At 64.3% G+C, this 14,617-nt stretch carries 14 protein-coding genes; 7 read left to right on the top strand and 7 right to left on the bottom strand.

The annotated features are described in order from the left end of the window. Nucleotides 1–5: 5 nt before the first annotated feature. The 3 genes from VLT15_00935 to nth all read right to left on the bottom strand — a co-directional run bounded on the left by VLT15_00935 (nt 6) and on the right by nth (nt 2,912). The gene (locus tag VLT15_00935; GenBank protein ID HSR43779.1) at nt 6–764 is read right to left on the bottom strand and encodes a cytochrome c biogenesis CcdA family protein; all 759 of its coding nucleotides are present in this window, start codon (nt 762–764) and stop codon (nt 6–8) included. Nucleotides 765–834: 70 nt separating this feature from the next. Next, a complete protein-coding gene (locus tag VLT15_00930; protein ID HSR43778.1) occupies nt 835–2,130 on the bottom strand; it encodes an MATE family efflux transporter in 1,296 nt (431 codons plus the stop codon). Between the two features lie 98 nt (nt 2,131–2,228). Further along, on the bottom strand, nt 2,229–2,912 hold the full coding sequence (nth, locus tag VLT15_00925) for an endonuclease III (protein ID HSR43777.1): 684 nt from the start codon (nt 2,910–2,912) through the stop codon (nt 2,229–2,231). Nucleotides 2,913–3,002: 90 nt separating this feature from the next. Between nth and VLT15_00920 the strand changes: the two genes are divergently transcribed. From VLT15_00920 to VLT15_00910, 3 genes are read left to right on the top strand one after another with little or no spacing between them, the layout of a single operon-like run. Then, nucleotides 3,003–3,566, top strand: coding sequence for a phosphoribosyltransferase family protein (locus VLT15_00920; protein HSR43776.1), 564 nt, complete (start codon nt 3,003–3,005; stop codon nt 3,564–3,566). Next, on the top strand, nt 3,556–4,023 hold the full coding sequence (locus VLT15_00915; protein ID HSR43775.1) for a PaaI family thioesterase: 468 nt from the start codon (nt 3,556–3,558) through the stop codon (nt 4,021–4,023). The genes VLT15_00920 and VLT15_00915 overlap by 11 nt, the downstream gene beginning before the upstream one ends. 11 nt (nt 4,024–4,034) lie before the next feature. Continuing rightward, nucleotides 4,035–4,916: a DMT family transporter gene (locus VLT15_00910; protein ID HSR43774.1), complete on the top strand. Its 882-nt coding sequence runs from the start codon at nt 4,035–4,037 to the stop codon at nt 4,914–4,916. On the opposite strand, the gene VLT15_00905 is transcribed toward VLT15_00910, so the two are convergent. Further along, on the bottom strand, nt 4,917–5,219 hold the full coding sequence (locus VLT15_00905) for a hypothetical protein (protein ID HSR43773.1): 303 nt from the start codon (nt 5,217–5,219) through the stop codon (nt 4,917–4,919). Nucleotides 5,220–5,271: 52 nt separating this feature from the next. Here VLT15_00905 and VLT15_00900 point away from each other — a divergent pair, with 52 nt between their 5' ends. Continuing rightward, complete coding sequence (locus VLT15_00900) at nt 5,272–6,897, top strand: FAD-dependent thymidylate synthase (protein HSR43772.1); 1,626 nt, start codon at nt 5,272–5,274, stop codon at nt 6,895–6,897. A gap of 57 nt (nt 6,898–6,954) precedes the next feature. Here the strand turns inward: VLT15_00900 and VLT15_00895 are convergent, their stop codons facing one another. Further along, nucleotides 6,955–7,167 carry a hypothetical protein gene (locus VLT15_00895; protein ID HSR43771.1) on the bottom strand — a complete coding sequence of 71 codons (213 nt, stop codon included), beginning with the start codon at nt 7,165–7,167 and terminating at the stop codon, nt 6,955–6,957. A gap of 120 nt (nt 7,168–7,287) precedes the next feature. Here VLT15_00895 and VLT15_00890 point away from each other — a divergent pair, with 120 nt between their 5' ends. Both VLT15_00890 and VLT15_00885 read left to right on the top strand, forming a co-directional pair. Further along, nucleotides 7,288–8,142 (top strand): ArsA-related P-loop ATPase, encoded by an 855-nt coding sequence (locus tag VLT15_00890; protein ID HSR43770.1) that lies wholly within the window; start codon nt 7,288–7,290, stop codon nt 8,140–8,142. Further along, nucleotides 8,139–9,164: an ArsA-related P-loop ATPase gene (locus VLT15_00885; GenBank protein ID HSR43769.1), complete on the top strand. Its 1,026-nt coding sequence runs from the start codon at nt 8,139–8,141 to the stop codon at nt 9,162–9,164. The genes VLT15_00890 and VLT15_00885 overlap by 4 nt, the downstream gene beginning before the upstream one ends. A 60-nt stretch (nt 9,165–9,224) precedes the next feature. On the opposite strand, the gene dnaE is transcribed toward VLT15_00885, so the two are convergent. Together dnaE and VLT15_00875 are read right to left on the bottom strand one after the other, a co-directional pair. Further along, entirely contained in the window at nt 9,225–12,731 is a 3,507-nt protein-coding gene (gene dnaE / locus VLT15_00880) for a DNA polymerase III subunit alpha (protein ID HSR43768.1), read from the bottom strand. A 62-nt stretch (nt 12,732–12,793) separates the two neighbouring features. After that, a complete protein-coding gene (locus VLT15_00875; protein ID HSR43767.1) occupies nt 12,794–13,453 on the bottom strand; it encodes a rhomboid family intramembrane serine protease in 660 nt (219 codons plus the stop codon). Nucleotides 13,454–13,721: 268 nt separating this feature from the next. On the opposite strand from VLT15_00875, the gene VLT15_00870 reads away from it, so the two are divergent. Then, a complete protein-coding gene (locus tag VLT15_00870) occupies nt 13,722–14,615 on the top strand; it encodes a DUF2090 domain-containing protein (protein ID HSR43766.1) in 894 nt (297 codons plus the stop codon). Nucleotides 14,616–14,617 lie beyond the last annotated feature (2 nt).

Here is a 14,617-nt window from a genome sequence, read left to right as displayed (position 1 = left end):
GGCCGCTACGTGCTCTCGTTGATGAAGTCGCCGAACGGGGTGTCTCCGAACACGTCCAGCATCCAGGTGGCGATACGGGTCAGGTTGCCGGTGATCATCACGATCCCGAACACTGCCAGCAGGAGGCCCGAAGCGACGTTGATGGGCCGCAAGTATTTCCTCATGAAGGTCATGGCCTTGAAGGTCGCGCTCATGCCGACCCCGGCGATGATGAACGGAATGCCGAGGCCCATGGCATAGGAGAAGAGCAAGACGACTCCCTGCAAGACCGTGTCCTGGGCGGAGGCGATGAGCAGGATCCCGCCGAGGATAGGGCCGATGCACGGTGTCCAGGCGAAGCCGAAGGCGAGCCCCATGACCGGCGGTCCCCACAGTCCCATTCGGCCGGTGTCGACGTGCATGCGGCGCTCGCGCATCATCCACGAGGTCAGTCGGCCGCCTCTTTGCAGTGCGGTCAGAACGATGAGAACGCCGAAGGCGAGCACCATCCATCCGGCCAGTTTCGAGAGCCCGACGCTGTTGCGCTGGAGCCATCCGCCGATACTGGTCGCTCCCGCCCCGAGAGCGACGAAGACGAGCGTGAAGCCGAGCACGAACAAGCTGGTAACGCCCAGCATCCTTCTCCACGACGCCGAGCTCTCCTGGAGATCGGCCACCGAATAGCCGGACATGAGGCTGAGGTACCCGGGCAGCAAGGGCAGCACACACGGAGACACAAATGAGAAGAGGCCGGCAACGAAGGCACCGATGATCGTTATTTCCATAGCTGTTGGTCCAACCCGGGTCGTTGAGGAGATGTTCCCAGATCCGCGGCTTGTTTCGAAGCCCGTAATGTCACCCGAGCGAGGACCGTCGCCCGTACCGGACTGCGAACGCCAGTCCGCGCACCGCGATCAGAACCGCAATCGACCACCAGACACCGGTCAGTCCCCATTCCATGCGCGGGGTGACGAGGAGCAGAAGCGCGGTGACCGCCGACGCAGAAACCGTTGCTCCTGCCAGGAATCGAAACGCACCCGCTCCCAGATAGAGCCCGTCACCCACGAATACGAGTGCCCCGATCGGCTGGATCACGGCGAGGATCAACATCGCCGATCCGGTCAGCTCCCGAACGGTCTCGTCGCTGCTGAACCATCCGGCGATAACACCCCGGCCGGCCAGGATGATCGACCCGAGGGCCAGCCCGATCCACCATCCCCAGGTCAAGAGTCGCCGGGCCGTCAGCCGGGCGGCCTCCGGATCGTTTGCGCCGACGAACCGGCCGATCATCGCTTGCGCGGCGATTGCGAGCGCATCCACGACCAGGGCCAGAAACAGCATCCATTGCGAGACGACCTGATGGGCGGCGACCTCCTCCGTTCCGATCGAAGCCGCAGTCGCCGTGGCGAGTGTCAGCACCGCGACCAGCGAGAGGGTCCGAATCGACAATGCTCCGCCGACGTTGAGGAACGGGCGCAACTCCTGCCACGAAGGCGGGCGCCAGGCGACACCCCAGTCGGAACGGGCCATCAGCGTCACAAACCAGATTGCACCGGCCCATTGCGCGACGACCGTGGCCACCGCCGCGCCGCGGATCCCCCAGTCGAGTCCGAAGATCAGGATCGGGTCGAGGATCAGGTTGACCAGGTTCAGCCCGATCGTCACCACCAGTGGAGTGACGGTGTCCTGGAACCCGCGGAAGGCCCCGTGGCCGACGGTGATGAGCAGGACGGCCGGAATCGCCAGGGCGCGAATTCTCAAATAGGGGGTGGCCGCGTCGAGAACCTCCTCCCCGGCCTGCATCAACCCCAACAAGGCGCCGGTGGCGCTCTCAACGACGGCGAGACCGACGGCGCCGATGACCAGTGCCAGAAACACTCCCTGGCCGACTATCTGCGCCGCCGACTCGCGCCTACCCGCGCCGATTCGTTGGGCAACCAGCGACGTCGTCCCGTAGGCGAGGAAGTTGAACGTCACAAACATGAGTGTGAAGATCGACGTCGCCACTCCGAGAGCACCCAGCTGCGTCGCACCCAACCGGCCGACGAAGGCGGTGTCGACCAGCGAGACCAGAGGATCCGCGGCGAGTGCCCCCAGCGCCGGAACGCCCAGGCGGATGATCTCCCGGGAAATCTCGCGAGGCTGATTCACTCAGCCCCCACTCTTCCTGCCTGCCGGCGAAAGCATCTCCCCTGCCGGCCGCGTTGGAAAGACGGTTGGGGCCGGTTGCCGTGTACCTCCGTCGGCAACTACCCGCTCATCCGCTTGTCCGGAAACGGGCACAGGTCGATCAAACCGCACTGGAAGCAGGCCGGCTTCCTGGCGTCGCAGATATCGCGGCCGTACTGGATTAGCCGCATGGAGAGCTGCCTCCACCGGCTTCTGGGAAACAGCGCCTTGAGATCCGCCTCGATCTTGGTCGGGTCGGACTCGGTCGTGAGTCCGAGCCGGTTGGAAAGACGCTTGACGTGCGTGTCGACCGCAATCGCCGGAACCCCGAATGCCTCCGCGAGAACCACGCTGGCAGTCTTGCGCCCCACTCCCCGCAGCTTCGTGAGTTCGTCGATGTCGACCGGCACCTCACCGTCGTGTTTGTCGACCAGATCTGCGGCGAGAGCAAGGACCGACCTGGTCTTCTGACGGTAGAAACCGGTGGAGAAGACGATGGATTCGACATCCTCGGGATCGGCAGATGCCAGATCATCGGGTGTCGGGTATTTGGCGAAGAGGACGGGAATCACCTTGTTCACGGTCTCGTCCGTCGTCTGCGCCGACAAGACGGTCGACACGAGCAGTTGCCAAGGGCTGTCGTAGGCCAGAGCGGTTCCGATCTCCGGATAGCGGCGGGCCAGCCGATCACCGACCTTGCGGGCGTGTGCCTTCTCTGCCGGTGTTGGATCTGTGCCGTCTGCCCGAAGGTGACCTCTTGCCATGCGGCGGGAGGGTAGTAGGAGCCGGGAGCGTCCAGCGCCGGTGCGGGGCTACTGGATCATGGGCGTTTTCGTCACACTACGATGCCGCCCGTGGATCTTCGAGCAGCCATCGCCAAGTACGGAGAAGTCAACGGCGACCTCCTGATGGTCGACCGGTTCCTGAACCACCGCGTTGATCCGGAAGTGATGACGGCAATAGGCGTCGACATTGCGGCCTGGCTGGCCGATCGACGACCCGACCTGCTGCTCACTGCCGAAGCAAGCGGGATTCCCCCGGCCCTCGCCGCCAGCAGGGAGATGGGAATCCCCATGGTGTACGCCAAGAAGTACCTCGGGCCCGGAGAGCGCTACACGTTTTCGAGGGAGGTCTCCTCGCCGACAAAGGGAACCGAGTACCGCGTCGAGGTCGCCAGACGGGTGCTCGATCCCGGCCTGCGAGTGGCGATCGTCGACGACTTCCTGGCCGGCGGCAGAACCGCAGCCTCGCTCGGCGAGATAACCGAAGAGGCAGGTTGCGAGGTCGTGGGGGCGGTCTTCGTGATCGAGAAGACGTTCTCAGGCGGCCGGGAGCTGCTGGAGTCGCACGGCTGGGATGTTCATGCCCTGGTCGGGATCACCTCGCTCGACGGAGGCGGGGTCGGCGTTGCCGACTGAACACGACCTCACAGACCTCGCCGACCGCATCCGAAGGCATTTCAACGACGGCTGCTACGCCTGCGGGCGGGCCAACTCGATCGGCCTGGGAGTGGACGGCTTCCGACGGGATGCCGGGGACGTGGTTGCCGACTTCACACCGGCGGACGAGCACCGGGGCGGACCGGGCATTCTGCACGGGGGGATCGCGGCGACGGCCCTCGATGAGATCCTCGCCTGGGCGGGAATGGTGGAGGAACGGGTGATGATCGTCACCGCCACCCTCGAGATCCGCTATCGGAGACCGGTTCAGATCGACCGTGGCCCGATCGTTCTCCGCGGGCGGCTGGACGAGCGCAACGGGCGGCGCCTCAGGCTGTCCGGATCTCTCACCGTCGACGGTGAGGAGGCGGCCTCGGCTTCCGGCCTGTACGTGGTCGTCCATGATCTGGACGGGCTTCTCGCACAAACGTCCTAACCTGCCTTCCCATGCGCCGCCCCCCCATTGCCTATCTCGCGCTCGCCGTCGCCGCCCTCTTCTTCGGGGCGACGTTCGTAGTCATCAAAGAGGCGGTGGAAACCCTGCCGCCCCTCTCGTTCGTCGGCTGGCGGTTCTTGATCAGCGCAGTGACGCTTCTCCTTCTCGCCTGGCCGCGCGGCAGCCGAATCTGGAAAGAGGGAACTCTCGCCGGAGTGTTTCTCTTCGCAGGCTTCGCACTGCAGACGTGGGGCCTTTCGCTGACGAGTGCATCGAACTCGGGATTGATCACCGGCCTGTACGTCGTGTTCACGCCCTTGCTGGCGGGAGCCGTCACCCATCGCCGGCCCAACCCATGGACCACCTTCGGTGCCGTGGCGGCTTTCGTCGGACTGGCGCTGCTCACGCTCGACGATTCCTTCGGCCTGGGAGCCGGTGATCTGATGACGCTCGGATGTGCCGCGGCGTTCGCCGCACACATCGTCGTGCTATCCAGGGTCGCCTACCGTCACCCCGTCGTGCCCTTCACCGCGGTGCAGTTGTTGTTCACAGCCGGTGCATCGCTGGCGGCTTCGGCCGTCTTCGAAGGGCTCCCGTTGCCGGCCTCGTCCGACATGCCGGCTCTTCTCCTCACCGGTCTGGCGGTCAGCGGCGGGGCTTTCATCCTCCAGGTCTGGGCACAGACCGTGGTCGGCCCGGCCCGCACGGCCGTCGTCCTCGCTCTCGAACCGGTGTTTGCGGTGGCGTTCGCGGCCTGGCTGCTGGAGGAGCGCCTCACGACGCGGGGGTGGATAGGTTCGGCGCTGATTCTCGGCGCCATCTACGTCGTGGTGAACACGACGAGAGACAACGACGAAATCCCGGCGGCAGAGGCCGTCAGCCCCGCTCACTGATCAGCCTTTGGCGCTCAACCGGCGGGTTGCTTCGGCGATCTCTTTGCGGCGCTCCATGCGCCGGACTATCCGCATCATCACCCGAAGGGTCGCCACGAGTCCGAAGAGCACCAGCGCGAGGCCGACTGCGAGTGCCGGCCCGGAGCCGAAATCGGTTGCGCAACTGGACAAGCCGTCGCCGCACACTCCGTATCCCGTGCCTCCCGAGCCCAGGTCGAGCAGCACCAACAGCGGAACCGCCGCCACCGCCACCACTGCCAGCAGCAATGCGGCGATTATCACTCTCAACCAGAACACGCTCATAGAAACGGAAGGCTAACCCGTCGGAGTTCCCCTTCCGGTAATATCCGCGCGAGTGAGCGACTACTACCAAGAGCTATTCACGCAAGCCGAGATCGACGTACTCTCCCGTTTCTTCACCAACACCGATCGGCCGGTTTTCGGCTTGATCAATCTCCCCGAGGTCGTCAAAGGCGCTCTCTTCGCCAGGTATTCACGTACCCACAAGTCGGTTCGCCGCCTGTTTCTCGACGAGTTCGTCGAGAAGCCCGAACTCGGCATCGAGGTGATCGCCGGGGCGCTCGGCCGAAAAGACGGCGTCGTCAAACTCGGAAAAGCTGAGGACCTCTACGATCGGATCTTCCTCGAATACGGGGACGACTCGGTTGCCCAGCTGGGCGGAGTCCACCTCGCCTGCGAACAAGCATCCAACGTGCTCACCAAGGTCCTCGAATGGGGCAGGATCGCCGCGTATCTGGAACAGAGCACCCGCTACATCGCTTACGACCGGCCCCTCGGCGACCGCTACAGGTATTTCGTTCCGGAAGAGGTCCGTGCCGCCGGTCTGGAGCAGGACTTCACCGCCTACATGGAACGGATCTTCACGTTCTACTCGACGGCGGTCGAGAGGCTGGTAGACCACTTCTCCGCCCTGCACCCGCAGCAGGAGGGTGACAGTGACTTCGTCTGGCGCTCAACGATCCGCGCCAAGGCCTACGACACGGTACGCGGGGTACTGCCCGCCGCCACTCAGTCGAACGTCGGAATCTACGGCACCGGCCAAGCCTACGAGATGGCCCTCGTCCGGATGCAGGCCCATCCGCTGACCGAGGTTCGCTCGTACGGGGCGATGATGCTCGAAGAACTCCGCAAGCAGATTCCCGCCTTCATGAAGCGAGTCGATCTACAGGACCGCGGCGGCATGTGGAGCGAGTACCTGGCCCGGACGGCAGGAGCGGTCGCCGGCATCGCAGCTGAACTCGAAGAGGAGCCGGAGGCGCGCGAGGAAGTAACGCTGGTCGATTGGGATCCCGAAGCCGAACTGAAGGTCGCCGCCGCCGCCCTGTACGCGTCGTCCGAGATGCCGGATTCACAGCTGCTGAAGATGGTGGGACTCCTCTCGGCGGACGAGCGCCGTCGTATCCTCACCGCCTATTTCGGCGACCGCCGCAACCGCCGGCACAAGCCCGGCAGAGCGATGGAACGCGTCTACTACCGCTTCGACGTGCTCTCGGACTACGGGGCATTCAGAGACCTCCAGCGGCACCGCATGCTCACGATCGAATGGCAGCGCCTGACCACCCGCTTCGGATACGACACCCCTGAGGAAGTGGCCGGCGTAGGCCTCCTCGAAGAGTGGGAGGGGATCATGGAGGAGGCCGGCGTGCTCTACGAACGGGTGCGAGCTGCGACCAATGCCGACGTCGCACAGTACGTGGTGCCTTTCGCCTACCGGATCCGCTACATGCTCGAGATGAACGCCCGGGAGGCGTTCCACCTGCTGGAACTCCGAACCCAACCGGCAGGCCATCCAAGCTATCGAAGAGTTTGCCAGGAGATGCACCGCCAGATTCGAGAGGTGGCCGGCCACCGGGTCATCGCCGACGCGATGCAGTTCGTCGACCACTCCGACCCCGGACTGGAGCGCCTCGACGAAGAACGCCGCCTCGAGGCGAAGAGGCGGAGCGCCGGAACCCTGTAGCCCGCCGCCTGCGGCCGGCGCCGGTCGGTAGTCCCGACGATTACGAAAACCCCGCCGTCACCCGGCCAGGGGAATCCGCAGCACCAGGTTCCCGTCTTCCACAGCCCATTTGGCGTTCCCGACGAGCGAGAAGTCCATGAAATCGGCTTCAGCCTGTTCGATCAGCAGACGGCGCTCGGGTCCTGCGACCGGGGGAAGATTGCGCTCCTGGACGGCGTGTGCCCTGGCTTGGAAGCGTTTGATGAACTGGTCGACGTCGAACTCTGCCATTGCGTAACTCCATCTCTCATCGTCGTGCTCCAGGCTATCGCCTACCGTAGCCGGTGAGGTCGATCGGGGACCCCGCCCATCCGGCCGAGACGACCCCTGCCCCCACTACGCTGGGCGTCAATGTCATCCGTGAGGTTCATCGTCGTCTCGGGGAAGGGGGGTGTGGGCCGGTCGGCCGTCTCGGCCGCCCTGGCACTGCGCGCCGCCCGGACCGGCATGAGGGTGCTGGTCGTGTCGATGACCGAGTCGGTGGGCCTGGCCGAGCATCTCGGCGTGGACCACCTGGGTCCGGAGCACGTCGAAATACACGCCGGCCTTTCCGCCCTGCAGATCGAACGGCCCGCCGCCCTCGACGAGTACTTGCGGCTGCAGGTGGGCATCCCCAAGTTCGCCAGGCTCGGACCGCTGGCAACGGCCTTCGACGCGCTGGCGTCGGCGGCTCCGGGAATCCGTGAGATCGTCACGATGGGCAAGGCGCTCTATGAGGTTCGGAGGGGCGATACGTGGGATCTCGTCGTTGCAGACGGCCCGCCTATCGGTCAGATCGGGTCCCATCTTCGAGCCCCACGGACAGTTTCCGATCTCGTTCCGACCGGCCGCATCCGCGAACAGGCCGCCTGGATGGCCGAGTTCCTGGCCGACGCGGAGAAATCTGCGCTGATCCTGGTCACCCTCGCGGAGGAACTCCCGGCGCTCGAGACGGCGGAGGCGGTGACCTGGCTGCGCAACTCCGAACTGATAACCACGCACTCAATAGTCACCAACCGGGTCCTGGAACCCTTGGAGGTATCCGCCGCCGCGTTTTCCGACGACGGACCGGTGCGCGACGCAGCCGTGCTCCACCGGGGTTTGACCGAAGAGCAAGCACGCTGGCTCGAGAGAACACCGGACGGACCCCGCCTGCCCTATCTCTTCGGAGCGACCGGACCTGCAGAAGTCGCGACGCGCCTGGCCGACCTGGTGGTGCTGCCGTGACGAGAGCGATCCTGGTGACGGGAGCGGGAGGCGTTGGTAAGACAACCCTCTCGGCTGCCATCGCGGTTCGTTCTGCCCGGTCCGGACGGCGCACCCTCGCCCTCACCGTCGACCCGGCCCGCAGGCTGGCCGATGCGCTCGGAGTCGGCACGCTCGGTGCCGTTCCGACCGCCAACCCCGAACTCGACCTCCTGTGGGGGGCGATGCTCGACGCCGAACACTCATGGGATGCAGTGGCCCGGCGTCATGCCGACCCGGAGGTTGCCGAACGGTTGGTGTCGTCCGAGTTCTTTCGGGTGGCGGCCAGGCACTTCCCGGCCAGCCAGTCCTATGCCGCCTCCGAGCGCATGGCCGACCATCTCGAGAGCGATGAATGGGACGTCGTGGTGGTCGACACGCCTCCGGCTGCCGGCGGCATCGAGTTCTTCACCGCTCCGGCCGAGACCCGGGACCTCGTAGGAGGACGTCTGATCCGCTGGATCACAGGAGGAATCCTCCCTGGTCGGCGCAGCCTCTTCCGGATCGCCGGCCGACCTGCATTGCGAATGGCAAGCACTGTTCTCGGCTCCGACCTCCTCGAACGCGTCGCCGAGTTCCTCTTCGACCTGCGGACCACGCACGACAGCCTGTCCCGCCGTGCGGCCGCCATCGAACGGCATTTCAGAGAGGCTTCGACTCTGGTCGTGACCACCTCAGACCCGACGCCGATGCGGGAGGCCGAGCGGTTCTTCCGCTACCTCCCGAAGGTCGCCAGCCCTCCCGAACTCGTCCTCTTCAATCGATCTCTGCCCGAGGCGTGGCGGGTTGCGAGCCCGCCGGCGGACACTCCGCCGGTTCTGGCGGACAACCTCCGCAAATGGTCGGCGGAAGCCGCCCGGCAGGCCGTGCGACGGGAAGAGTTCGCGCTTCGCTACGGCACACCGGTGGCGACGGTGCCGTGGCAGCCGGAGAGCCCCACCGACCTCCATGCGCTGGAGGATCTGCTCACACAGGCGGAGGGGCTCGAGGTACTCAGGTTCTGAGAGGTTCAGGGTATTGGGTTCCACACAGCCACAACTCAGAACCCAAAACCAACAACCGTTTCAGAGGATCGCCTTCTGGCCGAACAGCTCGCGCAACTCGGCATAGAGATCGGAGCGCGGTTCGACGCGATGGTCGTCGCCGAGCTTCAAGACCTTGTGGCCGGTATCGGTGGTCATATGCAGGTAAACCGGGGCCGGTCCGGGATGGTTGATCAGGACGTCCTTCAACTGCTTCACCCTCTCGGCCGAGAGGAGACGCGCCGGAATTTCGAGAGTGACCGCCCCGTCCGGTTCGAGATGCGGCTCCTCGATCGCGTGGCCCATCACCTTCACATCTTCGCCGCGGTGATCGAGACGACCTCTGACGAGCAGGATCGCATCCTCGCGGATCAGGGGTCCGAACTCATTGACGGTGCGCGGAAAGGCCACAACCTCCACAGAACCGGCGAGATCCTCGAGCGTGAAGTAGATCATCTGATCGCCGCTGCGGGTGAATCGTCGATTTATGCCGGAGACGAGACCACCGACCATGATCGAAGCGCCGTCGGTGAGGTCCATGAGGTCCGGTATCCCGCACGTGGTCTGACGGCGCAACAATCCTTCGACGCCGAGCAGCGGATGGTCGGAGATGAACAGGCCGAGCATCTCTTTCTCGAAACCCAGTTTCGTTCGCTTGTCCCACTCACCGTCTGGAACCTCAACGACCTCCGTGAACACCTCCTCCTGTCCTCCAAACAGGCTGAACTGTCCGAGATCCTCTTTTCGCCGCCGGGCAATCGTCGACTCGAGTACCTGCTCGAAGGTGAGGATCAAGCCCTTCCGGGTCAGCCCCAGCGCGTCGAAAGCCCCGGCCTTGATGAGGGACTCGACGGTCCGGCGGTTGAGTGCAGAGACATCGACGCGATCGGCGAAGTCCTGGAAGTCGACGAACGGACCGCCGGTCGTCCTGGCTTCGATTATGCGCTCGACGACGCCCTCTCCGACGTTTCGGACCGCCGACAACCCGAACCGCACCTTGCCGTCCCGAACCGTGAAATCGACCTCCGATTCGTTGACGTCCGGTACCAGCACGTCGACACCCATGCTGCGGGACTCACCGAGATACAGCGCGGTGCGGTCCTTGTCCTTTTTCGTCGACGTCAAGATGGCGGCCATGTACTCGGCCGGATAATGGGCCTTCAGATATGCCGTCTGATAGGCGATGTAGGCGTAGCAGGCGCTATGGGGGATGTTGAAGCCGTAGCCGGCGAAGGGTTCGATGGCGTCCCAGAGTTCGCGGCCGAGACTGGCCGGATGTCCTTGGGCGGCACATCCCTCGACGAACTTCTGCTTCTCGGCTTCCATGACGGACTTGATCTTCTTGCCCATTGCCTTGCGAAGATTGTCCGCTTCGGCCATCGAGTAGCCGGCGATGTCGCGCGCCACCTGCATGACCTGTTCCTGATAGACGATGATGCCGTAGGTCGACTCGAGGAACGGCTGCGTGGCCGGATGGGGATACTCGACCGGCTTTCGTCCGTTCTTCCGCTCGGCATACTCGTAGTGCATGTTTTGCCCCATCGGGCCCGGGCGAAACAGGGCGTTGGTTGCAACGATGTGATCGAAGACGTCGGGTTGGAGCGAGCGGATGAGTGATCGCATCGCAGAACCCTCGAGTTGGAAGACCCCGATCGTGTCCGTCGCCCTGATCATCTCGAACGTCTTCTCGTCGTCGAGAGGCACATTGTCGATGTCGATCAACCCGCCGCCGGAACCCTCGATCAACTCGAGCGTCCGTTCGATGATGGCGAGTGTCCTGAGGCCGAGGAAGTCCATCTTCAACAGCCCGAGATCGGCGATCCCGTGCATCTCGTACTGAGTGACGATCTCCGACCCTTCGCCCTTCTGCTGAATCGGGACCAGTCCGGTCAGCGGCTCAGGGGCGATGACGACCGCGGCGGCGTGAATGGAGTCCTGGCGACGCAGACCCTCGAGGCCTTTCGCCGCGTCGACGACCTGCCGGACCTCTGCTTCGGCGTCGTACGCCTCACGCAAACCGGAAGCATTTGAATACCAGTCCTTGACGGTCACGTCGGCATCCGGCGGCGGAGGGGTCAGACACTGCTCGAGGGAGGCCTCTTTGCCGAGAATGGCCGGCGGCATGAGCTTGGCCACCCGGTCACCCAGTCCGTACGGGTGCCCCAACACGCGCGCCGCGTCGCGGATCGCCTGCTTCCCTTTGATCGTCGAGAAAGTGATGATCTGGGCGACGTGATCGGATCCGTACTTCTCCGCCGCGTAGCGAATCAGCTCGCCCCGGTAACGCTCGTCGAAGTCCATGTCGATGTCCGGCATCTCGCGACGGCCCGGGTTGAGGAATCGCTCGAAGATCATTCCGTACTGAAGGGGGTCCAGTGCCGTGATCTTCAGGCAGTAGGCGATGATCGATCCGGCTGCGCTACCCCGTCCCGGCCCGACTCGAATCCGTTGCTCGGTCGCATATCGGATCAGATCCCAGACGATCAGGAAGTAGGCCGGGAATCCCATCTCTTCGATGATCCGCAGCTCATGCTCGATGCGCTCGCGTGCATCGTCCGGCAGTGGATCGCCGTATCGGTGCCGGGCACCCTCCTCCACCAGCTCCCGGAGGTAGGACAGTTCGGTGTGTCCCTCGGGAACCGGGAACACCGGCAGCAAGATCTTGCCGAACTCGAGTTCCACGTTGGCCCGTTCGGCAACCCAGAGCGTGTTCGAAGTCGCGCCGGGGAACCTGTCCTCCGGAAAGAGGTTCCGCATCTCCCGAGCAGTCTTGACATACAGTCCCGTACCTTCGAACCGGAACCTGCTGGCATCGTCGAGCGTCGACCCGGTCTGAATGCACAGCAAGACGTCGTGAGCGGCGGCATCCTCGGCCGTGATGTAGTGAGAGTCGTTGGCGGCCAGGAGGGGTGCGCCGATCCTGGCGGAGATATCGACCAGGTCGGGCAGGATCCGCCGCTGGGCCTCGATGCCGTGGTCTCCGAGTTCGATGAAGAAGTTGTCGCGGCCGAAGATGTCCTGGTACATGGCGGCAGCCGCAACGGCCCCTTTCATGTCCCGGCTCATTTGCCGGTTCCCCTCTTCACGCGAGGCATCCGGGGCCAGCAGGCTCGGCACATGGCCGCCCAGGCAACCGGACGTAGCGATCAGACCTTCGGAATGGCGGCTGAGCAGGTCCAGATCCATGCGCGGCTTGTAGTAGTAGCCCTCGAGGTAGGACTTGCTGACCAGTTGCATCAGGTTGCGATATCCAACCTCGTTCTCGGCCAGCAGCGTCATGTGGTGTCTGACGTTCTCGGCGCGAGCCGGACGGTCGAATCTGCTGCCCGGCGTCACATAGGCTTCCACGCCGATGATCGGCTTGACACCCACTGCGGTCGCCGCCTTGTAGAAATCGACGACGCCGTACATGGCCCCGTGATCGGTGATGGCCACAGCCGGTTGTCCGTCCGCCTCGACCGCACGGACCAGGTCGTTTACACGAGCCGCTCCATCGAGCATCGAGAACTCGGTGTGAACGTGGAGGTGAGCGAAGCTGTCGCGGGCCATGGATCCGAACTACATCAGTGGGATTATCGACTGTAGCAGTGCCGGCTGCTCGCAGTGGCCGGTCACGCCAGAATAACGGCGAGCAGAGAAACGATCCCAACACCTGCAGCTATGCCGGCACGGGTCGACGCGGTTTTCTGCGGAACCAGCCCCCACAGGTATCCGATGAGGAGCCCCGCCACGAAACCCCCCAGATGCCCCTGCCAGGAGATACGGGGCACCGCGAAAGAGAACACCGCATTGATCCCGAGGAGCACGAGCAGCTGCCTGTACAGGGCAGCACCGGCTCGCGTGTGCCGAACCCGCCACGACCCGACCAGCCATACGCCGAACAGTCCGAATATGGCACCGGAAGCGCCAACCAGCAGAGTGATTTCGTCGCTGAGGAAGTAGGCGGTCGCTCCCCCGGCGGCGGCAGTCGACAGATACAAGACCGCGAAGGCGGCCGAGCCGAGCTGGCGTTCGAGTTCCGGTCCGAACACGTACAGAGCCCACATGTTGAACAGGAGATGGGTCGAGCTTCCGTGCAGGAAGGCGGCGCTGAGGATCCTCCACCACTCCCCGTCCGCGACCAGCCAGTTCGCCTGCGCGGCATATTGCTCGATCAGATCCCGGGCCCACCTGACCGTTGTGTCCGTCAATCCGGGAATCACCCGCGGCGCGACGAACAGCAAAACGGCGACGCCGATCAAACCGAATGCGACGGGAGTCGGACGGTTCATGAGTTGGCGCGCCGTCACTTGTGCGGCGGCCGGCCGCGCACATTCGAAACACTTCTGACCCACCGGCGTGTCGAAGGCACACTCCGGGCACATCGGCCGTCCGCACGAGGCACAGCCCAGCAGGGTCTCGCGATCGGGATGTCGGTAGCAGACGGTTCCGGTTTCCATGACCGACCACGGTAATCGAACACGGGAGATCCGTGATTTCGATCGGAACTCATGCGGCTACAGTTGAAAGCTGATTCCAGACACTCAAGGGAGACCCAGAATGCGTGACGAGCTCTTCATCCTCGCCTTCGACCACCGGGGCAGCTTCAAGTCGAAGATGTTCGGAATCACCGGTCGCAACGAGACCGCCGAGGAAGCCGCCGCCCTGCGAGATGCCAAGCGCCTCGTATACGAAGGCGCTCTCAAAGCCGTCGAGGACGGCCTGTCCCCGGATCTGGTCGGCGTTCTGGTCGACGAGGAGATGGGTGCCGACGTGGCTCGCGATGCCAAAGCGCGCGGTATCAGACTGGCGATGCCGGTGGAGAAATCCGGCCAGCCCCTCTTCGACTTCGAATATGGGGAGGCGTTCGGCGATCACATCACCGAGTTCGACGCCGATTTCGCAAAGGTGCTCGTGCGCTGGAACCCTGATGACGACCCCGAAGACAACCGCGCCCAGGGCGAGAAGCTCAAGCGGCTTGGAGACTGGCTCCGGGATCACGGCAAGACCTACCTCTTCGAGCTTCTGGTCCCGGCGACCGACCGGCAACTCTCCCTCGTCGAATCGGGAGCGGACTACGACGCCGAGATCCGCCCGTATCTAACCCTTCAGTCGATCCGGCAGATTCTCGATGCCGGCGTCGAGCCGGACATCTGGAAGATCGAGGGCCTCGATCGACGTCGCAGCTGCGAGCTCCTTTCGCGGCTCATCAGGTCGGATGGACGCGACGACGTTATCGCGGTAGTCCTGGGACGCGGAGCCGACGACGCAAAGGTCGACCACTGGCTCCGAATGGGTTCGGGCGTTCCCGGATACGCGGGATTCGCCATCGGCCGTTCCATCTGGTGGGCCGGCGTGGAAGGCTTCAAAGACGGGAAGATCAGCCGTGCCGAGGCAGTCGCCTCCATCGCCGCCAGCTACCGGCGCTTCATCGACGTCTACAAGGGCAGTTGACC

This window comes from Acidimicrobiia bacterium (genome assembly GCA_035471805.1).
GTDB lineage: Bacteria > Actinomycetota > Acidimicrobiia > Spongiisociales > JAHEDJ01 > JAHEDJ01.
The sequence above is the reverse complement of the archived record's forward strand: the minus strand, read 5'-3'. Positions and strand labels throughout refer to the sequence as shown.